The sequence below is a fragment of the Phyllobacterium sp. YR531 genome, from assembly GCF_000282595.1.
Lineage (GTDB): Bacteria > Pseudomonadota > Alphaproteobacteria > Rhizobiales > Rhizobiaceae > Phyllobacterium.
Genome location: NZ_AKIZ01000039.1, coordinates 38,486 through 63,256, shown reverse-complemented (window position 1 = coordinate 63,256; position 24,771 = coordinate 38,486). Strand labels below are relative to the sequence as shown.

At 54.3% G+C, this 24,771-nt stretch carries 23 protein-coding genes and 1 pseudogene; 15 read left to right on the top strand and 9 right to left on the bottom strand.

What is annotated here, in order from left to right:
• Window positions 1-27 precede the first annotated feature (27 nt).
• From ppdK to PMI41_RS23005, 3 genes are all read left to right on the top strand, one after another.
• Complete coding sequence (gene ppdK / locus PMI41_RS23015; protein ID WP_008128921.1) at window positions 28-2,697, top strand: pyruvate, phosphate dikinase; 2,670 nt, start codon at window positions 28-30, stop codon at window positions 2,695-2,697.
• Between the two features lie 72 nt (window positions 2,698-2,769).
• A complete protein-coding gene (locus PMI41_RS23010) occupies window positions 2,770-3,519 on the top strand; it encodes a polysaccharide deacetylase family protein (protein WP_008128919.1) in 750 nt (249 codons plus the stop codon).
• Window positions 3,520-3,804: 285 nt separating this feature from the next.
• Complete coding sequence (locus PMI41_RS23005; RefSeq protein WP_008128918.1) at window positions 3,805-5,163, top strand: esterase-like activity of phytase family protein; 1,359 nt, start codon at window positions 3,805-3,807, stop codon at window positions 5,161-5,163.
• A gap of 298 nt (window positions 5,164-5,461) precedes the next feature.
• On the opposite strand, the gene PMI41_RS23000 is transcribed toward PMI41_RS23005, so the two are convergent.
• Window positions 5,462-5,950, bottom strand: coding sequence for a RidA family protein (locus PMI41_RS23000; RefSeq protein WP_040856598.1), 489 nt, complete (start codon window positions 5,948-5,950; stop codon window positions 5,462-5,464).
• A gap of 193 nt (window positions 5,951-6,143) precedes the next feature.
• Here PMI41_RS23000 and PMI41_RS22995 point away from each other — a divergent pair, with 193 nt between their 5' ends.
• Entirely contained in the window at window positions 6,144-6,839 is a 696-nt protein-coding gene (locus PMI41_RS22995) for a TetR/AcrR family transcriptional regulator C-terminal domain-containing protein (RefSeq protein ID WP_008128912.1), read from the top strand.
• Between the two features lie 32 nt (window positions 6,840-6,871).
• Here the strand turns inward: PMI41_RS22995 and PMI41_RS22990 are convergent, their stop codons facing one another.
• The 4 genes from PMI41_RS22990 to PMI41_RS22975 are packed head-to-tail and all read right to left on the bottom strand — an operon-like array spanning window position 6,872 to window position 10,983.
• On the bottom strand, window positions 6,872-8,365 hold the full coding sequence (locus tag PMI41_RS22990) for an FAD-dependent monooxygenase (protein WP_040856562.1): 1,494 nt from the start codon (window positions 8,363-8,365) through the stop codon (window positions 6,872-6,874).
• A gap of 58 nt (window positions 8,366-8,423) precedes the next feature.
• The gene (locus PMI41_RS22985; RefSeq protein WP_008128908.1) at window positions 8,424-8,777 is read right to left on the bottom strand and encodes a cupin domain-containing protein; all 354 of its coding nucleotides are present in this window, start codon (window positions 8,775-8,777) and stop codon (window positions 8,424-8,426) included.
• A gap of 29 nt (window positions 8,778-8,806) precedes the next feature.
• Window positions 8,807-9,574 (bottom strand): alpha/beta hydrolase, encoded by a 768-nt coding sequence (locus tag PMI41_RS22980; RefSeq protein ID WP_008128905.1) that lies wholly within the window; start codon window positions 9,572-9,574, stop codon window positions 8,807-8,809.
• A 14-nt stretch (window positions 9,575-9,588) separates the two neighbouring features.
• Window positions 9,589-10,983, bottom strand: a complete 1,395-nt coding sequence (locus PMI41_RS22975) for an aminotransferase (protein WP_008128903.1) — start codon at window positions 10,981-10,983, stop codon at window positions 9,589-9,591.
• Window positions 10,984-11,169: 186 nt separating this feature from the next.
• Here PMI41_RS22975 and PMI41_RS22970 point away from each other — a divergent pair, with 186 nt between their 5' ends.
• Entirely contained in the window at window positions 11,170-11,391 is a 222-nt protein-coding gene (locus PMI41_RS22970) for a hypothetical protein (protein WP_008128901.1), read from the top strand.
• Window positions 11,392-11,413: 22 nt separating this feature from the next.
• Here PMI41_RS22970 and PMI41_RS22965 read toward each other — a convergent pair whose 3' ends face one another.
• On the bottom strand, window positions 11,414-11,725 hold the full coding sequence (locus tag PMI41_RS22965; protein WP_008128899.1) for a hypothetical protein: 312 nt from the start codon (window positions 11,723-11,725) through the stop codon (window positions 11,414-11,416).
• Window positions 11,726-11,971: 246 nt separating this feature from the next.
• Between PMI41_RS22965 and PMI41_RS22960 the strand changes: the two genes are divergently transcribed.
• Together PMI41_RS22960 and PMI41_RS22955 are read left to right on the top strand one after the other, a co-directional pair.
• A complete protein-coding gene (locus PMI41_RS22960; RefSeq protein ID WP_008128898.1) occupies window positions 11,972-12,916 on the top strand; it encodes a hypothetical protein in 945 nt (314 codons plus the stop codon).
• Window positions 12,917-13,304: 388 nt separating this feature from the next.
• Window positions 13,305-14,126 carry a DUF1499 domain-containing protein gene (locus tag PMI41_RS22955; RefSeq protein WP_008128896.1) on the top strand — a complete coding sequence of 274 codons (822 nt, stop codon included), beginning with the start codon at window positions 13,305-13,307 and terminating at the stop codon, window positions 14,124-14,126.
• Window positions 14,127-14,129: 3 nt separating this feature from the next.
• Here PMI41_RS22955 and PMI41_RS22950 read toward each other — a convergent pair whose 3' ends face one another.
• Window positions 14,130-15,032 (bottom strand): MBL fold metallo-hydrolase, encoded by a 903-nt coding sequence (locus tag PMI41_RS22950; RefSeq protein ID WP_008128894.1) that lies wholly within the window; start codon window positions 15,030-15,032, stop codon window positions 14,130-14,132.
• Between the two features lie 103 nt (window positions 15,033-15,135).
• Between PMI41_RS22950 and PMI41_RS22945 the strand changes: the two genes are divergently transcribed.
• The 4 genes and pseudogenes from PMI41_RS22945 (at window position 15,136) to PMI41_RS22930 (ending at window position 17,693) form a co-directional block, all read left to right on the top strand.
• Entirely contained in the window at window positions 15,136-15,723 is a 588-nt protein-coding gene (locus PMI41_RS22945) for a biotin transporter BioY (protein WP_008128893.1), read from the top strand.
• 6 nt (window positions 15,724-15,729) lie between these two features.
• Window positions 15,730-16,632 (top strand): annotated as a pseudogene (gene puuE, locus PMI41_RS22940) (allantoinase PuuE); the annotation flags it as partial.
• Window positions 16,616-17,122 (top strand): ureidoglycolate lyase, encoded by a 507-nt coding sequence (locus tag PMI41_RS22935; protein WP_008128890.1) that lies wholly within the window; start codon window positions 16,616-16,618, stop codon window positions 17,120-17,122. The pseudogene puuE and the gene PMI41_RS22935, both read left to right, overlap by 17 nt.
• 22 nt (window positions 17,123-17,144) lie before the next feature.
• Window positions 17,145-17,693 (top strand): RNA 2'-phosphotransferase, encoded by a 549-nt coding sequence (locus tag PMI41_RS22930; RefSeq protein WP_008128888.1) that lies wholly within the window; start codon window positions 17,145-17,147, stop codon window positions 17,691-17,693.
• A gap of 315 nt (window positions 17,694-18,008) precedes the next feature.
• Here PMI41_RS22930 and PMI41_RS22925 read toward each other — a convergent pair whose 3' ends face one another.
• Entirely contained in the window at window positions 18,009-18,296 is a 288-nt protein-coding gene (locus tag PMI41_RS22925; RefSeq protein WP_008128885.1) for a GIY-YIG nuclease family protein, read from the bottom strand.
• 298 nt (window positions 18,297-18,594) lie between these two features.
• Here PMI41_RS22925 and xdhA point away from each other — a divergent pair, with 298 nt between their 5' ends.
• From xdhA to uraH, 4 genes are all read left to right on the top strand, one after another.
• The gene (gene xdhA, locus PMI41_RS22920; RefSeq protein WP_008128883.1) at window positions 18,595-20,010 is read left to right on the top strand and encodes a xanthine dehydrogenase small subunit; all 1,416 of its coding nucleotides are present in this window, start codon (window positions 18,595-18,597) and stop codon (window positions 20,008-20,010) included.
• Window positions 20,007-22,328, top strand: a complete 2,322-nt coding sequence (gene xdhB / locus PMI41_RS22915) for a xanthine dehydrogenase molybdopterin binding subunit (RefSeq protein ID WP_008128881.1) — start codon at window positions 20,007-20,009, stop codon at window positions 22,326-22,328. Before xdhA ends, xdhB begins: the two co-directional genes overlap by 4 nt.
• Window positions 22,329-22,499: 171 nt before the next feature.
• Window positions 22,500-23,009, top strand: a complete 510-nt coding sequence (gene uraD, locus PMI41_RS22910; protein ID WP_157179474.1) for a 2-oxo-4-hydroxy-4-carboxy-5-ureidoimidazoline decarboxylase — start codon at window positions 22,500-22,502, stop codon at window positions 23,007-23,009.
• Window positions 23,010-23,019: 10 nt separating this feature from the next.
• On the top strand, window positions 23,020-23,376 hold the full coding sequence (gene uraH / locus PMI41_RS22905; RefSeq protein ID WP_008128878.1) for a hydroxyisourate hydrolase: 357 nt from the start codon (window positions 23,020-23,022) through the stop codon (window positions 23,374-23,376).
• Between the two features lie 144 nt (window positions 23,377-23,520).
• Here the strand turns inward: uraH and PMI41_RS24420 are convergent, their stop codons facing one another.
• On the bottom strand, window positions 23,521-24,705 hold the full coding sequence (locus PMI41_RS24420) for a DUF2793 domain-containing protein (RefSeq protein WP_008128876.1): 1,185 nt from the start codon (window positions 24,703-24,705) through the stop codon (window positions 23,521-23,523).
• Between the last annotated feature and the right edge of the window lie 66 nt (window positions 24,706-24,771).

Sequence of the window (24,771 nt, the reverse complement as noted above, 5' to 3'; positions counted from 1 at the left end):
GGCATTTTAGCGGCATGGGAGGCTGCAATGGTAAAATGGGTTTACACATTTGGCGATGGCAAGGCTGAGGGTTCTGCGGGAGATCGCAATCTGCTTGGCGGAAAAGGCGCAAACCTTGCGGAAATGTGCTCACTCGGTTTGCCAGTTCCTCCCGGTTTTACAATCACTTCCGAAGTTTGCAGCTGGTTCTATGAACATGAGCGCAGCTATCCCGACACATTGGCCAAAGAAGTTACCAAAGCGCTGGAGCATATAGCCAGCGTTACTGGACGCAGCATTGGCGATGCTAAAAAGCCTCTTTTGGTCTCGGTGCGCTCAGGATCCCGTGCGTCCATGCCCGGCATGATGGATACGGTACTCAACCTTGGTCTGAATGATGAGACTGTTGAAGCGATCGCCCGTGAATCCGGCGACCCAAGATTTGCCTATGATAGTTATCGGCGCTTCATCCAGATGTATTCTGATGTCGTCATGGGATTGGATCATTCAGTTTTTGAAGAGATTCTGGAAGATACGAAAGCCAATCTGGGGCATGACGTCGACACGGCGTTGACGGCCGACGACTGGAAAAATGTGGTTGCGCTTTACAAGTCGAAGGTGGAAGAGGAATTGGAAGAGCCTTTTCCGCAAGACCCGGAACAGCAGCTTTGGGGGGCGATCGGTGCAGTCTTTTCTAGCTGGATGAATGCTCGCGCTGTGACCTACCGGCGTTTGCACAACATACCTGAAAGCTGGGGTACTGCGGTCAGTGTACAGGCCATGGTTTTTGGCAATATGGGCGATAAGTCCGCGACTGGCGTAGCTTTCACGCGAAACCCCTCAACGGGAGAAAAGAAGCTCTATGGCGAGTTTCTGGTGAATGCACAGGGTGAAGATGTGGTTGCGGGCATTCGCACGCCCCAGAACATTACTGAAGAAGCCCGTATCGCCGCAGGGTCCGACAAGCCATCTCTGGAAAAGATCATGCCGGCAGCATTTGCCGAATTCTGCGCGGTTTCGGATAAGCTTGAGCAGCACTATACAGATATGCAAGACCTTGAATTTACTATTGAAAATGGTAAATTATGGATGCTGCAGACCCGCTCCGGCAAGCGCACTGCCAAGGCAGCGCTGAAGATCGCAGTTGAAATGGCGGACGAAGGTTTGATCAGCCGCGAAGAGGCAGTGTTGCGAATTGAGCCAGCTTCGCTTGATCAATTGTTGCATCCGACTATTGATCCTAAGGCAAAACGGGAGGTTATAGGAACTGGTCTTCCTGCATCGCCGGGCGCTGCTACGGGTGAGATCGTCTTCTCCTCTGAAGACGCGGAACAGCTGAAATCCGAGGGTCGCAAAGCCATTCTGGTGCGTATTGAAACCAGCCCGGAAGATATTCACGGGATGCATGCGGCGGAAGCAATTTTAACGACGCGCGGTGGCATGACCAGCCACGCTGCTGTCGTGGCACGGGGCATGGGAAAGCCTTGCGTTTCAGGCGCTGGAGCGTTGCGGGTTGATTATCGCAACGAGACGTTACTCGCTATGGGTGTAACGCTTAGAAAAGGCGATATCATTACGATTGACGGGGGAATTGGTCAGGTTTTGAAGGGCGCTGTACCAATGCTTCAGCCGGAATTGTCGGGTGATTTCGGCAAGATAATGGAATGGGCAGATGGAACTCGCCGCATGAAAGTGCGCGCCAATGCCGAAACGCCTAATGACGCGCGTACCGCACGATCATTCGGTGCAGAAGGCATCGGGCTTTGCCGCACCGAACATATGTTCTTCGAAGGTGAGCGCATTATTGCCATGCGCGAGATGATTCTGGCTGAAAGCGAGAAGGGTCGCCGCGCTGCTCTTGAAAAGTTATTGCCTATGCAGCGCACTGATTTCATTGAGCTATTCGAAATCATGCATGGCCTCCCGGTCACAATTCGCCTGCTTGATCCTCCGCTGCACGAGTTTTTGCCGAAAACGGATGAAGAGATCGCTGAAGTAGCGGCAGCAATGAATATTGCTCCGGATAAATTGCGGGAACGAACGGAATCCTTGCATGAATTCAACCCTATGCTTGGGCATCGCGGTTGCCGTTTGGCAATATCCTACCCCGAAATTGCCGAGATGCAGTCGCGGGCAATCTTCGAGGCAGCCGTAGAAGCGGGCAAGTCGACCGGCGCGCCGGTGGAACTTGAAATCATGGTGCCGCTGGTCGGCCTTAGGGCTGAACTGGACTTCGTCAAGGCACGTATCAGTGCTGTTGCAGCCGATGTCATGAAGGAGGCCGACATCAAGATCGGCTATCTGGTCGGGACAATGATCGAGCTGCCACGTGCTGCCATCCGGGCAAATTCAATCGCAGAAGCTGCAGAGTTTTTCTCCTTTGGAACCAATGACTTGACGCAAACGACTTTTGGTATTTCACGCGATGATGCCTCGTCATTCCTGATGACTTACCAGCTCAAAGGCATCATTGAACAGGACCCATTTGTCTCAATAGATGTTGATGGCGTCGGCGAACTGGTGCGGCTCGCGGCAGAGAAGGGCAGGGCTACCCGACCCAATATCAAGCTCGGCATTTGCGGTGAACATGGCGGCGATCCGGCATCAATCCATTTCTGTGACAGCGTAGGGCTGGACTATGTTTCCTGCTCTCCGTTTCGGGTGCCGATAGCCCGTCTGGCTGCGGCGCAGGCATCGGCAAAACCCAAAGGAAATTAAAGGCTTATTGCCATAATTCCGCTTGTTTCTGCGCGCTAATCCCGCGCAGATTCCTCTGCATGCGGCAATAATATGCGTCTGATTTCCAAACTTCTCATCACCTGTACCATTATATCGGCAGCGGGTACGGCCAATGCGGGAAACCATCCGCATTTCATTGAACCGCAACTTTTCGTTGCTAAGGGCGGTGCTAGCGCACCGCAAGTGGCGCTGACGCTTGATGCCTGTTCGGGTCAGACCGATGAGCGGATATTGACCGCGTTGGTGGAAAACAAAATTGCGGCGACTATCTTCGTAACGGGCCGTTGGCTGAAGCGCAATGCGGCCTCTGTTGCAATCATGAAGGCGCATCCCGATCTTTTTGAATTGGAAAATCATGGACTTAACCATATTCCAGCTATAGACAACCAACCACTCATGTTTGGTCTTAAAACTGCAGGATCAGTCCCTGCCATAAGGTCGGAGATCGAAGGCGGGGCAAGTGCCATGCAGGCCGCCGCTGCTGGAAAACCTGTCTGGTATCGCGATGCGACCGCCCGCTATAGCGATAATGCAATCAAGCTCATTCACGAAATGGGGTATCGGGTTGCAGGCTACTCGCTCAATGCTGACCTGGGTGCCTCACTGCTTTCGGGGCAGGTGGAGAAGCGGATTTCCGCCGCAAAAGATGGAGATGTGATCATTGCTCATATCAACCAACCAACCCGGGCAGCGGGTGCAGGCGTCGTAAAGGGTATCCTTAGCCTGAAACAAAAAGGCTTCCATTTTGTGCGTCTGAGCGATGTGGTTGAAAGCGAGAGGCCAATTGGCCCGAATGCCTGAATTCAACCAAACACAACCAAATTACATCCATGGATAGCAATTTTGCTCCCCAAAACGCGATTTTCGCTCCCCTCTTTGCCTATTCTTCTCGATTTCTGTGTTCAAATGCTCCAACTGTTGTTTATTTTGGTCTCGGGTCACTGCAACGACCCGCGACGGACTGTCCAATAGCGCGTAATGTCTTTTGATCTTCATCGGGTCGTCATGAAAACTTAAAACCGCGGACACAATGCGCACCTAAGCGTTGTCAGGATTTCTGACTTCAACTCAAAATGGTGATGCCCGATGCGCTCAATTTCCGCCGCTCTGTTTCTTTCCACTGCGATGATGTCGATGCCAGCGCAGGCTGCCGAACAGGAGTTTCCAGCCAAGCTCGTCTCCCACGCGATCCTGCCGGCAAACACCTTGGTCAAGGCTCCTGAGAACGCACCTGAGCATCTGAAGACGGCAGGCAAATTTACAACCGCTGATCGCAAGCGCGCGACGGAGCTCGGAACGTTGCCGGGTAAGGATGGAATGCGGCTTACCAATCTGTCACTGCCATTTGACGGCCAGCCGGTTCAGGGTTTTTCGGGCATCAAGGCAATCGGCGACGGAACCTACTGGTCACTTTCTGACAATGGCTTCGGGACAAAGCTGAATTCAGTCGATGCGATGCTGATGCTGCATCATTTGGCATTCGATTGGGACAAAGGTACTGTCGAGCGCAAGCAGACCATCTTTTTGACTGACCCGGATAAGAAGGTGCCGTTTCCAATCGTCATCGAAGGCAGCGAGACACGCTATCTGACCGGCAGTGATCTGGATATTGAATCCATCCAGCCGGTTGCCGATGGTTTCTGGCTGGGCGAAGAGTTCGGACCCTACCTTGTCAAGGTAACGCTGGATGGCAAAGTTACCGACGTCATTGCCACCAAGGTTGGTGACAGGGATGTTCGCTCGCCGGATAACCCGGCAATCAGCCTGCCAGCCAACCCGACACTCAAGAGTCCGTCTTTCAATTTGAAGCGCTCCGGTGGTTATGAAGGCCTGGCGCAGTCCAAGGATGGCAGCAAATTATATGCGCTGCTTGAAGGCCCGCTTTTTGGGGATGATGGCGCTGTTGAAAAAGTTGACGACCAGCCAGCGCTTCGGGTTATCGAATTCGACATTGCCGCCAAAAACTGGACCGGCCGCAGCTGGCTCTACCCCCTCTCGGCAGGCGGCGAGGCCATCGGTGATTTCAACATGATCGATGAGACAACGGCGCTGGTGATAGAGCGTGACAATGGCGCGGGAACGGACGCAAAAGCATGCCCGGACCCAAAGGCACCAACGCCGGATTGCTTCGACAAGCCATCGAAACACAAGCGTGTTTACAAGGTTGAGATGACTGACGCCAATGTGGATAAGGCTGTTCGCAAGATCGGCTATATCGACCTGCTCAAGATTGCCGATCCGGACAACAAGAAGCGTCAGGGCGGCGGGGAGGGTTTCTACGATATGCCTTTCGTGACAATTGAAAATGTAGACATTGTAGACGGCACCCATATCATCGTCGGCAATGACAACAACCTGCCATTTTCCGCCGGCCGCGCTGTGGATAAGGCCGATGACAATGAATTTGTAATTCTGGAAGTTGGTGAATTGCTCAAGGCCAAATAGCCGGAACCGGGAATAATGATTGCCGCAGAGATCGGGCACAAGTTCAGCTTCTGGACCGATTTCTGCGACAATGCATTCGGCTTTGAAAGCATTTTAATGCTGACATAACTATAGTGCGTGGTTCGCCCTTCGACAGGCTCAGGATGCTCACCATGAGGAAGGTTGAGGGTTGCAGGACCTTCCGATTGCTAGCCGTTTGAGCGTATATGCAATCTGCGTCCTTCCTCATGGTGAGCTTGTCGAACCACGCATTGACTGCGTTGCAACACGCACTGTAGTTGCACTGAACTCGGCTCCATCAGTCCAGAATGACCGTAGCTTCCACCTCGAAGAGCATGGGATCAATTGCCAGCTTGGGGACAGGAACCAAGGTCTGTGCCGGCAATGTTTCACCGAACATATCCTTGACGTTTCTGGTCAGCACTTCAAGCTTGGACATGTCGTGATCGACCACGAAAATTGTGAGCTTGGCTACCTGATCCGGCTTGGCACCGAGCGCATCAATGGCAGCGTGCAGGTTTGCATAAGCCTGCTTTACCTGCACGGCGAAATCCGGTGACAGGCCGCCTGTGCTATCTTGGCCACCCTGTCCGGAAATATAGGCCACACGGCCCCCACCGGGTGTAATCACGGCGGTGCTATAACCATTCGGTGTCGGGTCGTAGAGAGTCTTGGGATTGACGATTGTCAGTTTGCGATCAGTTTCATGTGCTGTCGCCGCACTAGAAAATCCCATATTCATGATGATGAGCCCTCCGATAAATAGATGCTTGATTGCGCGTGACATGGTTCGCTCTTGGGTATTGCCGGCTGCGGAAAATGCCATCGCGCCCGGCAGGATTAAACTTCGATTCCACTCCGCACAGTCAACTCGTACGGCGTACGATTAAATTGCATCGTACGCCGTACGAGTCAATCACTTTGAATCGACAATCACCTGTTGTCAGCTTAAATCTATGGACTCATTGCCAAGGAAAATGATGTCAGCCAAACCCAGCAGCATGTCGAACAAACGGTCCCGGCGGAAAACCCGGTTATCCGATTCTGATCGTGAGATGCACAGCGAGCCGCCACTGTCGCTGGAACGTATTATTACGACCGCGGTGGAAATGCTGGACGAAAACGGGGTTGACGGATTGTCGATGCGGCGGCTGGCCGATCGCCTCGGTGCGGGTGCCATGAGCCTTTACTGGCATGTTGACAACAAGGAAAAGGTGTTTGATCTGGCGCTCGATTGCGTTCTCGAATATCGCGGATCACAGCAAATAGCGCCCTCAGAAAACTGGCGTGCAGAAGTCATTCATATGCTTGAAGACTGGCGCACCAGCATGTTGCGTCACCCATGGTCAGCAGCTCTGTTACCGCGCCGGGCGCTTGGTTCCAACATACTCAACCGCTTGGAATTGTTGAGCAAAACCTTGTCCGGGGCAGGCGTGACGGATGCCGATTTAAACGTGGCGATATGGTCCCTGTGGAACTATGTCATGGGTGCAACAATTACCCGGGCGAGTTTTGACCTCTCCGATGATGAAATGGTTGCCGCGCAACAGCGCCTCGAACAGATCAGCGGTCGCTACCCCACAATTGAACGTACTCGCCTGCTGCTCGACAATGATTGGGACGGCGCGTTCAGAAAAGGTCTCGACTTCCTGCTTGACGGCCTTGCTCCACGCTGAGATTGAACTGAAATCCGGAACCGGAATGTCTGTCACGCAGGTGTTCCGAACCAAATGGTCATCGCATCGCGAAGACCGTCCTGGGTTCCCTCGCTCACCCATGCAACATATCCGTCTGGCCGGACCAACACTGCGGTTGGAGCGGTGACGGAACTCAGTTCGGGCAGGTCCCATGGGCCATCATAACGGGCATCAAGCAGTTGCACGCGGTCTGACCATGCTTCGATGTCAAACCTGCCGGGCACGCCAAGATTTAAAAATATTGGCTGCGCATCATGCAAAAGCTCAAACATTCGCACCCGACCGCTAGCCACTATCAGGTGAAGATCGGGTATGCGGCGGCCAACAAGCGGATGTCCGCCGCCAAGGTCGTAATGGATACCAAGTCCGGACATTTCGGCGGCGATCCGTTTGCGGAGTGTATCCATGCCGAACAATTCCGACATGATCTCACGCAGGGCTTCAGTGCGGTCATCAGTGCGTTGCAGTGCAACCTGCGCCATTGTTGTGCGCAGCACGCGCGCAGCAACCGGGTGGCGCTCTGCGTGATAAGTGTCCAGCAAAGCTTCGGGAGATATTGCTTTCACCACTTGGGCAAGCTTCCAGCCGAGATTGACCGCATCCTGCACGCCGGTATTCAGCCCTTGTCCACCCACCGGCGAATGCACGTGCGCGGCATCGCCAGCCAGTAATACCCGGCCGCTGCGGTAAGTTGCAGCTTGCCGCGAAACGTCAGTAAACCGCGAAATCCATGTTGGACTATGTATGCCATAATCTTTTCCGCATGCTGCCATGAGGGCCTCACTGAGATCACGCAGCGTTGGCTCTGTGGCAGCTTCGGTATTCGGTTCGGTCACCATGATGTTCAAAGGACCATCACTGGCAAAAACTACCTTGCCATCAAGGATTTCATATTTCTCCCTGCCAAACGCATGGATGCCCTGTGCCGTGCGGTGGACACCAAGCGGCGGCTCTTCCGTCATTTGGGCTTCGGCAAGAATGTTGCTGGTCGTCGCGTGCCAACCCGGAAATTCGATGCCAGCTGCTTTGCGGACCAGACTGCGACCGCCATCGCAGCCGACAAGATAATATGCCCGAAGTGATGTACCATCGGACAGCTCGATTGTTACACCGCTTTTATCTTGCGCGAAGGAGCTCAGCTCACGGTTGCGATAGATTGGCACCGCCAGTTCACCGACCCATTCGGCGAGAATGCGTTCAATATGTTTTTGCCTGAGCGCCAATCCATAATTATGCCTTGTCGGAAAATCGCTGATGTCCAGCCTTATCGCCGCAAATCCCGTAACCTGAGCTTTTTGTCCCTCCGCCAGAAAACGGTCGACGATTCCGCGCTGATCGAGAACCTCCAGCGTGCGCGAACTCAGACCACCGGCGCGGGAACCGGCAAGTTCCTGATCCGGACGGCGTTCGACGATGGCTGCGTCAATGCCTGCCAAGGCCAATTCGCCTGCCAGCATCAGGCCTGTCGGACCTGCTCCAACTATCACAACTGCATGTTCTGTAATGGCTAAACTCCCTCAGACATTCTGGTCGCCTCTCTTGCGGCCATGGGTATGTTCGCCGCTATTCCAGGTCTTCCTGTACAAATGATGCAGTGACATGAATGTCAGTCGTTTCCAGACGTCCCGGTCCGAGGTTTATGAATTTGTGCGGCACATTTGCCGGTCCAAATACGATTTGCCCCGCAACAGCCTCTATCTGCTGGTCGCCAACAGTAAACAAAGCGCGGCCTTGGCGAACGATAAAGATTTCGTCATAGGGATGCTGGTGAAGCCTGGGGCCATGGTTCACTTTATCGGTGGTATAGAACATGACCGATGCGTCTGCTCCAAAGACAGAGCCTTCGAATTCGCCATACCAGACATCCGGCGCCTGCGCCCATTCTGCGCGATCAAGAAGTGCAGCTTTCTTTTGCAATGTACGTTCCTCCCTTATTTGCTGGTCCGTTATGGATCTGGCCTTATGGTAATGCCGGCCATGTAGCGATCAAGTTGCGCCTTCCACAGAGCAGGCTTGAACAACAGTGCATGGCCCATCGGGGCGGCGATGAATTCTCCCTGCCCGCCCGCCGCTCGGAATTTTTCAAAGTTCCCCCGACAGTGACCTATCCGGTAGTACTGGTCGTAGCTCCCATGCAGCCAAAGCGTCGAAATGCCAGCCGAAGCGCCACGTTTGAAAAGGGTCGGGTTTACAAGTTCATGGCTGGGACATGCCCGGCCAAGCCAGCCACCATTGAAATTGATGGCCCCCTGAAAGGTTCCCGGGCGCATTCCCGCATAGGCAATAGACAGGATGCCGCCGCGCGATACTCCCCCGACGGCAAGCCGGGTCTGGTCCACATCGGATCGTTCGCGCACATGGCGCACGACTGCATCCATATCCTCGACGGCCCGTTCAAAGCCGGCAATTGCAATGTCTACATCGCAGGAGTAGCCGGAGCCATCGCAAGCAAGGCCCTCGCCATATGCTCCCCCGGATTTTCCTCTTCCGCGGCGCTGCGGGAAAAGCACCATCCAGCCGCGTTCCGTAAAATAGTTTGCCGCGATGGCAGGGGCTATTGTCCTCCTGAAAACCGCGGTGTTACGCCCAACACCGGTGGAGCCGTGGTTGAAGATAATCGTTGGATGCGGCCCTTCATCCTGGGGTTTGGCTGCCACGACTTCCAACTTCGCACCAGCTTCGCCGGAGGGGATGAAAAACTTCTCAAACTTCACGAGATTTCCCGCTGTCAAGCCGTGCGCAATCCACCCTTTGATACATAGGCTTCCGTATCCGCAAGAGCGAGTTCAAAACGGTTGAACAGCTCGTTCAATTCGTCCTCGGTGATGATCATGGGTGGGCAGAAGGCAATACTGTCTCCGACCGCACGAAGCACGGCGCCATGACCTTCAAGATATCGCGCCAAGGTCGGGCCGACAGCATGGGCCGGATTGAACGAACGTTTGGTCGCTTTATCGGCGACAAGCTCGACAGCACCCATCAAGCCGCAATTGCGCACTTCCCCGACCAGCGGATGATCCTTGACCTTGGCAAGTCGCGCCTCAAACAGCGGTGTAAGACCGCGTACATAATCGACAATATTGCGACGCTGGTAAATCTCGATTGCCTTGACGCCGAGTGCACAGCCAACCGGATGCCCGCCATAGGTAAAGCCGTGGCCGAACGTGCCGATCTGGGCACTATGATCGACATAGGCCTGATAGATGTCTTCAGGTACAAGCACGGCACCCAGCGGCGAATAGGCTGCGGTCAATTGCTTGGCGGCGGAAATAGTGGTTGGCGTCATGCCGACACTCTGGCTTCCCCACCAATTTCCGGTGCGGCCGAAGCCATTGATAACCTCATCGGAAATGATCAGGATATCATGCTCGCGCAGGATTGGTTCGATTGCGCCGAAATAACTGGCTGGCGGAACGAGTACGCCACCTGCGCCCATCACGGGCTCGGCAATGAAGGCGGCTATTGTATCCGGCCCCTCGCGCTCGATCATATCGCGCAGCGATGCGGCCAGACGTGCGACGAACTCAGCTTCGCTCTCGCCTTCCTGACCGAAACGATAATAATGCGGGCAATCCGTGTGGAGAATTCCTTCTACGGGCAGATCCCAACCCTTGTGATTATAGGGAAGGCCGGTCAGCGAGGCGGCCATGATCGTTACGCCGTGATAGGCTTTGACACGGGAAATGATCTTCTTCTTTTTAGGGCGACCAAGCGCATTGTTGTAATACCATGCAAGCTTGACCTGCGTATCATTCGCCTCGGAACCTGATGACGTGTAGAACACTTTTGAAATCGGTACGGGCGCGATCTCCTTGAGCTTTTCAGCCAGCTCGATTGCGGGTTCCATGCCCTTGCCACCAAAGAGGTGATAATAGGGCAGGGTACGCATCTGCTCTGTTGCGGCCTCGATCATCTCTTCATCGCCGAAGCCAAGACCTGCGCACCACAGGCCGGACATTCCCTCAATATATTCCTTGCCTTGCGTGTCGTACAAATAGACGCCCTTGCCATGCCCCATGACCAGCGGGCCGTTCTCATGCAGTTTGTGGATCGGTGTGTAAGGATGAAGAAGGGCGTTCACATCGCGCTGCTGGACATTGGTGAGGGGACGGCTGGTCGCCATTTTATAACTCCGGTTATGGGATGCTGGAGCTTAGCCTGACTTGAATGAAGAGCAAGGGCCCGCGCAAAGTTTATGGGCTGACGTCAGACTAAAGCTCAATTGCCGTGCCAGGGAAAGCGGCCCATTATCCGATCCGTTGCTGCCCGGACGGGCTTGGCGATTGACTATGAAAAAGCGGATATTAAAATGGCAGGCATGAACGCGGCAGAAGCAACCCAGATCAGTCAGGCGGTTGAAAAACTCGCATCACGCATTGATTTGCTGGACGAGCGTATAAAAGCTTTGCCTGACAAGGGCGGCGTCTATTCGGCCGCTTTTGCGGTGCATGCGCTGGTATGGGCAGCGATCTTCAGCACGCTGACCGTGACGATTAATCTTCTCAATGTTTTTGGTGTCTTCAAGCTTTAGATTCAATCGGGCAGCAGTGGCTTTAGAGCAAGGGCAGATCACCGCCCACATTGATATCGGATTTGTCCGCGGTCACTGCAAAGGTAGTGCCGTCATTGCCCAAAGTGACAAAGACCGTCTGTTCATCTGAACCATCTGAAACCGAGATTGCTGCAACACGTTGGTAGACACTGTTTTCCGGAGCCCTGATATTGAAAATCAATTTGCCGCCGACAAGTTCTACAGCCTTTTGCAGCGCACCTTCAAAGCCATCGGCAAGGATGTCCTGCGCGCCGAGCGCCAGTTCTACTTCTACAACTTCAAGCGAAACCGCTTTGCCAGTTTCAGGCATCATGTCCGGCCTCGTCATGTTATCTTCTGTCAGCGGTATATTCTCCGCACCATGTTCCACCCAAATCATTGATTCGATGATGGCAGCAGTGTGCCATCCGATACACTCATAAAATGTAAACGGCTTAAATCTCCGGATAAGGCGACGACCTTATCCGGTCTGGAATTGTCATCACGATTTTACATAGCCGCTTTAAACGGGCCTTTTTTATCGACCATTTTTAAGTTGATCCATTTCAGGAGCGAGATTTTGAAACACCGTTTTTACTTATTATTGCCGCTTGTCTTCGCCGCTGCCTGTAATGGGTCTGATTCCAAATCCGACACATCGGATACATCAGAAGCGACCTTTCAAACCGAGATCGGCGAGCTCAAGCGTCAGAACGCCGAACTCGTGAACGAGAAGGGTGAGTTTGCCAGGAAGATTGAGGTTCTTACCTCGGAAAATGCCAATCAGCGTCAGGAACTTGCTGGGCAGATCGCAACGCTCAACAAGGCGCTGGAGCAGAACAGGACGGACAGCACGAGGCTTGATGAATTGCTCGACGATGCGAAAACCAGACTGGCTGCGGAAGGTGGAATGAATGCCACGCTTCGCACGGAAATCGTCAATATTCAGAACAGTCTTGTATCAAAAAATGCCCATATTGACGATATTGAGAGCAAGTTGGCTGCGTCGGTGGCCACGCTTCAGGACCCTAACTCGGGCTTGGAAGCGCTCAAAAATCAGCTGCAAGCAAACAAGACGCTTGTTGCGACTCTTCAGGACGAGAAAACCATTCTGGCCGGACAGGTAGCAAAACTCAATGATCCGGCAACAGGTGTTGATGCGCTAACAAAGCAGATCGCTGAAAGCGCCAAACTGATCGATCGCCTGAAAAGTGACCAGACAGTTTTGGCCGAGCAGATTGGCCAACTTGAATCGGCACGCGACAGCAATGCCGCTGAGGCAAGCAGCCTGAAAGACAAACTCAAGGAACTTGAAGCCGAACTGGCGACAGCCGGCGGAAACAGTCCGGGCATTTTGGGGAAAGTCAAAGCGCTCAAAGATACAATAGCCAGCCTGGTTAAAGACAAGGCCGATCTGGAACGATTGCTGAGCGAGTCAAAGCTCGCCTTGGAAAAGGCCGAAGCCGGCAAGCCGCCCGTGTCTGCGGACGATGTTCCAGCCAAGCGAGACGACGTTTGCGAGTAAATCAACAACCCTGAGCCCAGCGCCGAGGTTTCCCGAAGTTTGGGCTCGTTCAAAAGCATACTCAATTGATAATGGCACCAGCACGGTAGCGTTCCTCACGAAGGACGGTTGGTAAGACATATCGTTTGTTGATGCGTCTAACCGCTCGCTTTATCTGCGACGCTACGCGGGGCATATTGAAACGGCCAGATTAGCAGGACAGATCCGGCCATTGGCTTAAAATATGATCAACCAAGCGAGCTTATGTGCCTGTGATCGCGTAACTCATACAAGATACGCGCAATAACTTCCCCTTGAAAACGAAGGGGAAGCCGGTCGCCATGTGCTTGTGTCATTGGCAAAATACGATTAGCTGTTTGCCTGTCACTGACCGGAATTTCAGGAAACCATGCGACCGCAACACTCAAGCCAATGGCGCCGCCGCCATTCGATTTCAGCAAAATGGTCGGTTCGCATTGCGTTTCTCAGCCTCATGCTTTTCGTGGTTTCGGGGCTGGGTCATCGTTTCGAGCAAATCGAAACACCGGAATTCCTGTGGCTGCTCGCCATCGTTGCCGGACTTGCCTTGTTGGCTTTGCTGCTTGCCTTGAAAGGTTTCACCAGCCTGTGGCGGCGTGGGGACATCGGATTTACCCGGGCCTTTTGGGGGGCAGTGATCGCACTTCTCGTTCTGGTGCCGTTCATGACAACCTTGTATCAGGCCCTTGTGCTGCCCACCATTTACGATGTTTCGACGGATCTGACCGATCCGCCGGCATTGCTGGATACGGGCGCGCGTACAGCAAACATGAACCCGGTTATCAATGATCAGGAAAGCAGGAGCCTGCAGGCCAACGCCTATCGTGAGGTGACCGGCCGTCGCTATGACGGGTCTCCGGATCGGATTCTGGCGGCAGTCAAAACTGTTATCGCCAATAATGGCTGGACAATTGTCAGCCAGAAGGGGGAGCCGGGAGAAACCGAGGAAATTCTGGTCGGGGTGGTGGCCCGGACCTGGCTTCTGGGTTTTACCAGCGATGTCGTCATCCGGCTGAGCGATGAAGGCGAAACCACCTATGTCGATATGCGGTCGGTTTCGCGGTACGGCACCCATGATCTTGGCGAGAATGCTGACCGCATCACAGCTTTCATGGCTGCTCTCGATACGGAAGTGCAGGGCGTGCAGCCTGAAGAAGAAACGACGGAAGTTCCTCCCGCTGATAATTCCTGACACTCAGATCCGGTAAATGCCATCAATCGCGGCATTACCGTCAGTCTGCACAAGACCGCGAGCCACCATGTCCTCAAGATGGGCGAGGACGGAAAGAGCCGCCGCGCCATGTAGGCGCGGATCTGTATCGCGGTAGATCGCGGCAACCATGGTCGCGATGGTTTGATCTCCGGCACGCACCCTTTCAAGAATGGCGCGTTCGCGCATTTTGCGGTGCCCGCGCAGGCCGCGCACAAAGGCTTTCGGCTTGGTGACAGCGCCGCCGTGACCGGGAAAATAGACCCGCGAATCGAGTTCAAGCATCACGTCGAGCGAAGCCATGTAATCGGACATGGACCCATCCGGAGGCGCAACGATGGAGGTTGACCATGCCATGATGTGGTCGGCCGAAAATAATATGCCTGTGTTCTCAAGAGCAAAAACCGCGTGATTGGCGGTATGTCCAGGTGTGTGTATCGTCCGCAACGCCCAGCCATCGCCATTGATGACCGTATTATCGGCGGCGATGATATCAGGAACAAAATCCGTGTCGGCGCTGGCGTCGAGCAGGTTGACCTCACCCGTATGCAGGGGGCGTGCCGCACGGTGCGGTCCCTCCGCCACCAGCAACGCGCCCAACTCATCCTTGAGAACTGTTGCAAGGGGAGAGTGATCGCGGTGCGTATGGCTGACAAAAATATGGCTGACCGGGCGTCCGGCAATGGCTTGCAGAAGAGTTGCCTTATGGGAATCGTCAAGCGGGCCGGGGTCGATCAGTGCCAGCGTATCCCTGCCGACGAGGTAGGAATTCGTGCCGTAAAAAGTGAACGGGCTCGGATTATTCACGGTAATCCGCTGGACATGCGGCGCAATATTCACGGCCTCGCCATAATGCGGCGCGAATTTGCTATCGAATGAAAGGGACATGGATTCAGCTGACCTTTATGCGCCTTTAGGACTATTGCAGTGCGGCATGAACCTCAATATACCTTTTCTCCAAGATGGCGAAAGCCAATACGGGAGATAGATCATGATCACTGCACAAACACGCTCATTGGCAGAAACATTCCAGCCGGAAGGCCAGCTGGCGAAAGCCGTTTGGTTTGTCACGCTCGCTTTTGTTGGCGCGGCTCTTTTGACACTCGCTGCCAAGACAAAAATCGACATGGTCTATGTCAACGTGGCTATGACGACTTTTGCGGTCTTCGCTATTTCCGCCGCCTATGGTTCGCGTCTCGCAGTTGCCACCATGGCACTTTATTTGCTCGAAGGCGCGCTTGGGATGCCGGTTTTCACCGGAACGCCGGAAAAGGGCATTGGCCTTGCCTATATGGTAGGACCGACAGGCGGTTATCTCGTTGGTTATGTTGCTGCATGCTGGATCGTTGGCCGCGCTGCTGACAAGGGCTTCACACGCAATCCGATTGCATTGGGTCTTGCCATGCTTGCCGGCGAAATACTTATTCTCGGCTTCGGATTTTTCTGGATGGCATACCTCTTCGGCTACGAAAAAGCTTTCACCTTTGGCGTTGGTCCTTTCATCGTTGCCGATATACTGAAGCTTGCCCTTGCCGCGGCTGTTGTTCCGGCGCTTGGATCGCTGCTCAAGCGCCGCTGATTTCTATTGGCAGACTATCCGCGCAATCTGATAGGCTATGGCCGCAATACGCCCGACCCTAAGTGGCCGGGCGGCGCCAAGCTGGCTGTACAGTTCGTCGTGAATTACGAGGAGGGTGGCGAAAGCTGCATTCTTGATCAGGACCCGGCATCCGAAAACCTTCTGTCCGAGATTGTTGGGGCACAGGCTTGGCCCGGCCAACGCAACCTCAACATGGAATCCATTTACGAATATGGCTCCCGGGCTGGTTTCTGGCGGCTATGGCGCTTGTTTACTCGCCGCAAAATGCCTGTCACGGTCTATGGTGTGACGCTTGCCATGGCGCGCAATCCGGAAGCGGTCGCCGCGATGAAAGAGGCCGATTGGGAAATCGCCAGTCACGGTTTACGCTGGTTGGAATACAAGGACTTTCCTGAGGCGATAGAGCGCGAGCACATTCTTGAAGCGGTGCGTCTGCACACCGAAATTACCGGCTCGCGACCGCTCGGTATCTATCAGGGCAAGCCATCAGACAATACATTGAAGCTTGTCATGGAAGAGGGCGGTTTCGTCTATTCCGCCGATAGTTATGCGGATGAATTGCCTTATTGGATCGAGGGGCCGAAAGGTCCTCATCTGATCGTGCCCTATACGTTGGACGCCAATGATATGCGCTTCGCCACGCCGCAGGGTTTCAATTCAGGCGACCAGTTTTATGCGTATCTCAGAGACACATTCGATGTGCTCTACAGGGAGGGGCAGGAGGGCGCGCCGAAAATGATGTCGGTCGGATTGCATTGCCGTCTGGTTGGACGGCCCGGGCGGGCTGCGGCGCTGGAGCGTTTTCTCGACTATGTTCAGCAGCACAATGATGTGTGGGTAGCGCGCCGGATCGATATAGCAAGGCACTGGCATGAACATCACCGCCCTTGAGGTTCAGCCACTGACCAAGGCTGCTTTTGCGCCATTCGGCGATGTGATCGAAACAACAGGCGCCGAGCTTCGCCTGATCAATGGCGGCACAACAGAGCGTTATCATGACCTTGCGAAAGTTGAGGCAACGGGCGAACAGGCGCGCGTTCTGATCAATATTTTCCGCGGGCAGGCTTTCACGCCGCCAATTGATATCCGCATGCTGGAGCGCCATCCGCTCGGCAGTCAGGCGTTCTATCCTTTGCAAAACCGGCCATTTCTGGTGGTGGTCGGCAAGGATGAGGGCGGAAAGCCCGGCAATCCGGTTGCATTTCTGTCGCAGGGCAGTCAGGGCGTGAATTACCATCGCAATGTCTGGCATCACCCGCTGATATCACTAGAGACGACTTCCGACTTTCTGGTGGTGGATCGCGGCGGTGAAGGGAGCAATCTCGAAGAGTATTTCTGGCCGGATAGTGTTTTCAGGATTGAGCGATCTAGTGTTTAGAAGTTAAACAGGATTTCAGGACGTGTTATCTCCCCGCAGCGCAAAAGATATCAGCAAGTTTCTCAGTCTGGTTCTCCGTCATGAACCGGCAAAACTCGGGATCACTCTCGATGCTGGCGGCTGGGTAGAAATAGACGATCTACTGCTTCGCTCAGAAAAAGCAGGCATGAAATTTGACAGAGTGGCGCTTGTCGAAGTCGTTGAAACCAATGACAAGAAGCGCTTTACAATATCGGACGATGGCAGGCTTATCCGCGCAGCGCAGGGGCATTCTGTTGCAGTGGAGCTGGGTTTAGTCAGTTTGCAGCCACCCGAAGAGCTTTTTCACGGTACCACCGAACAATCGGTGCAATCAATATTGGCATCCGGGCTGAAGCCGGGGAAACGCCAGAAGGTGCATCTTTCACTTGATGAGTCCACTGCAGAGACCGTCGGGAGACGACACGGACGCCCTGTCCTTTTGCTTGTGGCCGCGGGCAAAATGCATCGGGAAGGTTTCGAGTTCTGGAAAGCTGACAACGGCGTTTGGCTGACTGATGCCGTGCCGGTTCAATTTCTCAAGGTTATTTGAGGCGCGTCTCATATTCGGGGCGCTTGTATTCTTGGTGCATGTGGTTTCGCCAGGCTCATGCAAATTTGCAAAATCGCAACAGCGTGGTTCGCCCTTCGTTTAGTTTGGCACGCTCCCACATAATACGCTGCACCAGTATACTGCGTGGTTCGACGGGGCTCACCATGAGGAAGGTGTTGATACTGCAGGTTTACCGGCAGCGTCTCAAAACTAGCTCCTCGCCAACCCCTGACCTTCCTCATGGTGAGCCCTCCTGAGCTTGTCGAAGGGCGAATCTCGCACTTGGCTGTTGCAGTGTCCTCGCAACTGGAAGGGCTATCGTGAATGGCTCTTGGCCAATGCCGGAAGTCCCTCGTAGTCCAATCGGATAAGAGCTTCTTTCTTTACACGAGACCAGCCTTTGATCTGCCGCTCTCGTGCGATAGCATCCCACATATAATTGTAGGTTTCGGTAAAGACGAGTTCCACAGGTCTGCGGGAACGCGTGTAACCGTCGCAGATTCCCGCATTATGTTCCCAAATACGGGCCTCGATGTTTTGTTTTGTAAGTCCGGTATAGTAGGAATTATCGCTGCATCGGACAATGTAAACCGTTACTTCCATCGTTGCTCTTCGCGGTCAAATGCCGGATTTTAGAGACGGATCATTGGAAGGCAATTAGCCAAAAGTTGCATGCTCGTTACTGCGTGGTTCGCCCTTCGACAAGCTCAGGAGGGCTCACCATGAGGAAGGTGGGATGAATGCAAGGGCGTTAAATCTTGTGGCGTCGAGGATTATTTGCAGCCCACCAACCTTCCTCATGGTGAGCCCCGTCGAACCACGCATTTGTGGCATTGCATAGTTAACCTTGTTTTGTTCACTCCCTCTTGACGCAGGCACCGCGGCGGATGAAGTTGATATCATGTCAAATTCCGTTCGTTTTTTTCTAAATGGTCAAATTCACGAAGCCAGCGTACGGCCCGATACCACGGTGCTCGATTGGCTACGCAGTGCACCGCGCCTGACCGGAACCAAAGAGGGTTGCGCTGAGGGCGATTGCGGTGCGTGCTCGGTGCTGATCGGCCATGTCGATGGCAGTGAGGTTAAATATCACGCGGCCAATAGCTGTATCCTCGCGATGGGCCAGATTGATGGTAAGGCGCTGGTTACTGTCGAGGGCCTGAAGACAGGTGAGCTACATCCGATACAGGCTGCTATGGCCGAGAATGGATCGTCCCAGTGCGGATTTTGCACGCCCGGAATTGTCATGTCATTGGCGGGATTAGCGGCGGCCAACCCGCAGGCGGATGATGAAGCAATCCACGATGCGCTGGCGGGCAACCTTTGCCGTTGCACAGGATACCGACCAATCGTCGAGGCAGCGCGCAAGGTTGTTGCCGCCGGTGGCGCTGAGATTACCGGCCCGCATGTAGCGGCTTTCGCACAGATCGAACCCCAGCCGCTGCTTGCCGAAGGTGGCGCGGTTTTTCACCAGCCCGCTTCCCTGAATGAACTGCTGACCCTGCGTAGCGAAAAGCCCGGGGCGATTCTCCTCGGCGGCGGCACGGATCTTGGTGTCGCACTTGCGGACTATCATACTGATTGGGATGAAGTGATATCGCTTGGTTCGGTACGCGAAATGCGGCAGGTTCGCGAAACCGAAAATCATCTGAGCTTCGGTGCAGCGGTTACATGGGAAGAAGTGTTGGCGCGGGTTGGCGGCCATTATCCATCGCTCGCCACGCTCATTCGCCGCTTCGGATCAACGCAGATCCGCTCGATGGGAACGATTGGCGGGAACATCGGAACTGCCAGTCCTATCGGTGATGGACCACCGGCCTTGATTGCGCTCGGTGCAGAGATTGAGCTGGCATCACTCAGTGGCCACCGCTTCCTTGCGCTGGAAGATTTCTTTCTTGATTACCGCAAGACAGAACTGCGGCCCAATGAGGTGATCGCTTCGGTTTCCATACCCAAGCCAAAGCCGGGGCAGGAGTTTCGAGTATACAAAATATCGAAACGGTATGATCAGGATATCTCGACGGTTTGCGGCGCCTTTTCCATTGTCCGGGAAGATGGACAAGTACGTAGCGCGCGTATCGCTTTTGGCGGCATGGCCGCAACGCCGCTCCGCGCTACCGAAGCCGAGCAGGTGCTGGTCGGAACGGACTTTGACGAGCGGGCGGCAAATGCTTGTGCCGCAGCCATTACGGCGCGTTTCCAGCCGCTGAGCGACTGGCGCGGCAGTGCGGAATACCGCCTGCAAGTTGCGTCAAATCTTGTAGAACGGTTCCGGCGTGATGTGGCTGGTGAAACAGTCGAGGTCATGGCGCTATGAATACTGACGCCAAAATCGTTCAGCGCAGCATTGTCGGCAAGGGTATCGCCCATGACAGCGCGGCACGCCATGTGGCGGGCGAAGCAAACTACATTGATGATATGCCCGAGCTGCCGGGTACATTGCATGCTGCCTTCGTACTTTCGCCGGTAGCCCACGGCAGACTCAATAGTTTCGATGCCACCGAAGCGCTGGCAATGGAGGGTGTTGCAGGGGTGTGGTCGGCGAAGGATGTGCCCGGTCACAATGAGGTCGGGCCGATCCACACGGGCGAAACCTTGTTTGCCGAAGATATTGTCGATCACGAGGGGCGGGTGATTGCGGTCGTTGCCGCCAATGATTTTGAGACGGCCTATAGGGCGGCCAAGAAGGTCAAACTGGATATTGAGCCGCTTGAGGCCGTGCTTGATATTGAGGATGCGCATCGCCGCAAAAATTATGTGGTGCCTGTACAGGAGGTCGTCGACGGTGATGTCGATACGGCACTGGCGGATGCGCCGCATGTCTTTTCCGGCAAGCTCAAAATGGGTGGCCAGGATCATTTCTATCTGGAAACCCATATTGCCTATGCCATTCCCGGCGAAAACGGCGAAATGCTGGTGCATTCGTCAACGCAGCATCCAACCGAGGTCCAGCACCATGTGGCTGGTATTTTGGGCATTCATGCCAATGCAGTCGAATGTCAGGTAAGGCGTATGGGCGGTGGTTTTGGCGGTAAGGAAAGCCAGCCGACCATTATCGCTGGAGCGGCTGCACTGATTGCGGCAAAGACCGGCAAACCCTGCAAGATGCGGCTGAAACGCCGTGACGATATGGCCGGAACCGGCAAGCGGCATGATTTTGTTGTGAACTGGAAGGTGGGCGTTGATGAACGGGGACGCATACTGGGTCTGGATGCGGAATATCTTGCGCGTGCAGGTAATCTGCCCGATCTGACAGGGCCGGTCATTACGCGGGCGCTGACCCACACGGATAATTCCTACCATATCCCCCATGCCCGTTTTGTCGGCCATGCCTGCAAGACCAACACGGTTTCCAACACCGCCTTTCGGGGTTTTGGCGGGCCGCAAGGCATTATCACCATCGAGGCTATAATCGATACAATTGCCCGTGAGTTGAAGCTTGAGCCGAATGCGGTGCGGGCAGTCAATTATTACGGCGATGAAACCGGCGATACTACGCCCTACGGCCAGAAGGTTGATGATAACAGGCTCGTCGAAGTGACTGACGCAGTGCTTGCTTCAGCCGATTGGCAGCAGCGGCGTGCGGAAATCGACGCGCACAACGCGGCAAATCCTGTTATACGGCGCGGTCTCGCCATGATGCCGGTAAAGTTCGGGATTTCATTCAATCTGACCTCGCTTAATCAGGCGGGCGCGCTTGTACATGTCTATTTGGATGGCTCCATCTTTCTCAACCATGGCGGCACGGAAATGGGGCAGGGCCTTTTCGTAAAGGTGGCGCAGGTCGTGGCGGAGGTGTTTCAGGTCGAGCTCGACATGGTTCGCATTTCTTCAACCGCGACGGGTAAAGTGCCCAATACCAGCGCGACTGCGGCTTCCACGGGTTCCGATCTCAACGGCATGGCGGCTTTCAAGGCTGCAACGGCAATCAAGGCGCGGCTGACGCGCGTTGCAGCCGAACATTTCGATGTCGAAGAAGAAGTGATTATTTATCGCGAGGGCCGCGTTCACGCTGACAACCGCTCTGTTTCCTTTGGCGAGCTGGCAAAAATGGCTTGGGCGAAACGGGTGCAGCTTTCGGAAGCCGGTCACTACGCGACGCCGAAAATCCATTGGGACGGCAAGACAATGAAGGGTCGGCCGTTTTTCTATTTCAGCTATGGAGCAGCAGTGGCGGAAGTTGCCATCGACACGCTGACAGGTGAAACGCGTTGCCTGCGCGCCGATATTTTGCAGGATGTCGGTTCGCCGCTTAATCCGGCAATCGATCTTGGCCAGATTGAAGGCGCTTTCGTGCAGGGCATGGGCTGGGTGACGTGCGAAGAGCTTTGGTGGGACAAGGCGGGGCGATTGCGAACCGTGGGGCCATCGACCTATAAAATACCGGGCTCACGGGACGTGCCGCCAATTTTCAACGTGCGTATCCTCGACAATATGCCAAACCGCGAGGAAACGGTATTTCGCTCCAAGGCCATTGGCGAGCCGCCTCTGATGCTGGGGATTTCAATCTGGCTTGCTATCCGTGATGCGATTGCATCAATTGCCGGATCGGTGCCACAACTGGACAGTCCCGCCACTCCGGAAGCAGTTTTGCGCTCAGTGCGGGAAGCAAAAGGCAGGCTGAAGGATTCGTGATTCTACTGTATATGGATGGCAAAATCATTATGCGTGGTTCGACAAGCTCACCATGAAGATGGGCGGTGGATTGCAGTCGGCCAAAATCAAGCGCCCTGCGATCAATAAACTTTCCTCATGGTGAGCTTGTCGAACCACGCGCGGGCATCAGTGCCATTGGAAATGAACTGGATGACAATGAATCTCGATCAATTGAATGCTCTAAGCCCCGATGAATTTATCGAAGCGCTGGGCGGCATATTCGAGCATTCACCTTGGGTTCCGGAAGGCGTTGCTGACCAGCGGCCTTTCTCAAGTGTTGAACAACTGCATTCAGCCATGGTGGACGTGGTTCAAAAAGCCGGGCAGATGGCGCAACTTGGATTGATACGCGCCCACCCCGATCTTGCGGGCAAGGCGGCGCGGCAGGGCAAGCTCACATCAAGCTCGACATCTGAACAAAAGGGCGCTGGCCTCGATAAGTTAACCGACGAAGAATTTGAAGAGTTTCATGCGTTGAACAATGCCTATCAAAGCAGGTTCGACTTTCCATTCATTCTGGCGGTGCGTGGACACGATAAACATTCGATCATGACGGCCTTCCGCACACGGCTTGAGAATAATTCCGGTGAGGAAGTGCTGGAGGCGCTGCATCAGATCAGCCAGATCGCACGCTTTCGTCTTGACGACTTGATTTCCTGAAAGGGTTCCAATGGGCAAGCTATCAACACATGTGCTGAATACGGCAGACGGCCTTCCCGCCGAAGGCGTTCGCCTGACATTGCACCGCATAGACGCGGATGGCGCGAGGCAGTTGCTTGCAACTGTTGTGACCAATGCTGATGGCAGGACGGATGCGCCTTTGCTCTCTTCCGCTGACATGGCAGTGGGACAATACGAGCTGACATTCTATGTGGGCGAGTATTTCAAGGCAAAAAATGTTTCGTTGCCCGAGCCGCGGTTTCTGGAGGATATTCCGATAAGGTTCGCGATTTCGGATGTTCAGGGCAATTATCACGTCCCATTGCTGGTAACGCCTTGGTCGTATTCGACCTATCGGGGGAGTTGAGTGCAAGACTGTTGTGCGTGGTTCGACGGGGCTCACCATGAGGAAGTGGAATGATTGCAGGGAGCCATATCTTGGCAACACTGCAGATCACTGACCCTCCTCATGGTGAGCCCCGTCGAACCACGCACAAGATTTATGCAGTGGCTATCCATAGACTCCCATAACCATGAGACTGCGTTTTTCATCACCCTTGAGATAAACCAGATTGCTCGCCGAGATCGGTGAAAGCTCATTGCAAAATATTGTCATATCGGATGCCGGGCCTGCATTCAGCAAAACGCCGTCCTGCAAAAACACCGCGCCGAAAGCCTTTTGCATAAGCGGGGAGATATCGACTGCGATATTTTTCTTGGCTGGATCGATAATCTGGATCGCATCGCCCTTGAGCCACGATTTTATGTGATCAGGATTTGAAACCTGCAGCTGATCAGTAGTCGTATCCCATTTCACCCATGCGGATTGCGCTGGCGAGCGCGTCGTATTCCAGATGCGGACCATCGCCGCACCGCGCATGCTTGTCGCGAAAATTGCAGCTGCCATGTTGACGCCGAGATTTAGAAGGTTCCCTGAAACCGAGACTACAGTCGGCGTTGCCGGAGCCGAAGGCGGCTGGAATATCGTCGCCACAACAGCGGACGCTGGCAGAAAAATGAAACCGGACTGTTTCTTGCCCGTAGCAGCATGAGCTACGCCCGAGGGAAAACGGGCAAGACCGGTTGCGCCGTCAGCCACCATCACATCAAACCATTGTGTGCCGTCGGCGCTGGCTTTGATGCGAAAATCGCGTCCCCACATGGTGCCCATTTCCGCACGGCCCTGATAGTTTGACTGGAACAACAGGGACGCGGCCTGATTGTCGTCGGCCTTGTTAATCTTCAATTGATGACCACTCCCTGAATGATCAAACAGCGAAGCGGGGCTTTTAATGGAGAGCCGGTTTGTATCGTCTGCCGTTGCTGCAACACCCAGAAGGGACACAGGATTGGTGCTCACTTCCATCCTGGTCCATTTCTTCTGGTGGAAAACGAAAAAGTTTTTTTCTTCCTCCACCCAGACGTTCCAACCCTCCAATGCAGTGAAGAATGCCCAAGCGGCATCCTGCCATGCCGCGATTTGATTATCCCTGTTCGCCCAAAGGCCCGTAGCTTGCACGCCGATAATGTAACGTGCACCTTCGGGCGTAGCGACTGGCGGAACTGATAGATTGCGGCTCACTACAGAAAGCTGCACCAAGGCGTCGAGGGCCCTTATCGCTTCATTATGGGTTACGTGTTTTTGTGCCTGTGAGGGCGCGATATAGGGGAGTTTGAGGTTCGAAGTCTGTTCCATTCCATGTTCCTTGCTCATGTACCAAAGGGCAGAACTTTAAGGGCGAATGGCGGGGTGTTGGATAAG

What these genes read in the sequence shown, in the direction of transcription:
- PMI41_RS22970 (WP_008128901.1), top strand. Translation starts at nt 11,170, where the DNA reads ATGGCAGGCATGAACGCGGCAGAAGCAACCCAGATCAGTCAGGCGGTT.
- PMI41_RS22965 (WP_008128899.1), bottom strand. Translation starts at nt 11,725, where the DNA reads ATGATGCCTGAAACTGGCAAAGCGGTTTCGCTTGAAGTTGTAGAAGTA.
- PMI41_RS23000 (WP_040856598.1), bottom strand. Translation starts at nt 5,950, where the DNA reads ATGTCACGCGCAATCAAGCATCTATTTATCGGAGGGCTCATCATCATG.
- PMI41_RS23005 (WP_008128918.1), top strand. Translation starts at nt 3,805, where the DNA reads ATGCGCTCAATTTCCGCCGCTCTGTTTCTTTCCACTGCGATGATGTCG.
- PMI41_RS22935 (WP_008128890.1), top strand. Translation starts at nt 16,616, where the DNA reads ATGAACATCACCGCCCTTGAGGTTCAGCCACTGACCAAGGCTGCTTTT.
- PMI41_RS24420 (WP_008128876.1), bottom strand. Translation starts at nt 24,705, where the DNA reads ATGGAACAGACTTCGAACCTCAAACTCCCCTATATCGCGCCCTCACAG.
- PMI41_RS22995 (WP_008128912.1), top strand. Translation starts at nt 6,144, where the DNA reads ATGTCAGCCAAACCCAGCAGCATGTCGAACAAACGGTCCCGGCGGAAA.
- xdhB (WP_008128881.1), top strand. Translation starts at nt 20,007, where the DNA reads ATGAATACTGACGCCAAAATCGTTCAGCGCAGCATTGTCGGCAAGGGT.
- uraH (WP_008128878.1), top strand. Translation starts at nt 23,020, where the DNA reads ATGGGCAAGCTATCAACACATGTGCTGAATACGGCAGACGGCCTTCCC.
- PMI41_RS22945 (WP_008128893.1), top strand. Translation starts at nt 15,136, where the DNA reads ATGATCACTGCACAAACACGCTCATTGGCAGAAACATTCCAGCCGGAA.
- PMI41_RS23010 (WP_008128919.1), top strand. Translation starts at nt 2,770, where the DNA reads ATGCGTCTGATTTCCAAACTTCTCATCACCTGTACCATTATATCGGCA.
- xdhA (WP_008128883.1), top strand. Translation starts at nt 18,595, where the DNA reads ATGTCAAATTCCGTTCGTTTTTTTCTAAATGGTCAAATTCACGAAGCC.
- ppdK (WP_008128921.1), top strand. Translation starts at nt 28, where the DNA reads ATGGTAAAATGGGTTTACACATTTGGCGATGGCAAGGCTGAGGGTTCT.
- PMI41_RS22925 (WP_008128885.1), bottom strand. Translation starts at nt 18,296, where the DNA reads ATGGAAGTAACGGTTTACATTGTCCGATGCAGCGATAATTCCTACTAT.
- uraD (WP_157179474.1), top strand. Translation starts at nt 22,500, where the DNA reads ATGACAATGAATCTCGATCAATTGAATGCTCTAAGCCCCGATGAATTT.
- PMI41_RS22955 (WP_008128896.1), top strand. Translation starts at nt 13,305, where the DNA reads ATGCGACCGCAACACTCAAGCCAATGGCGCCGCCGCCATTCGATTTCA.
- PMI41_RS22975 (WP_008128903.1), bottom strand. Translation starts at nt 10,983, where the DNA reads ATGGCGACCAGCCGTCCCCTCACCAATGTCCAGCAGCGCGATGTGAAC.
- PMI41_RS22950 (WP_008128894.1), bottom strand. Translation starts at nt 15,032, where the DNA reads ATGTCCCTTTCATTCGATAGCAAATTCGCGCCGCATTATGGCGAGGCC.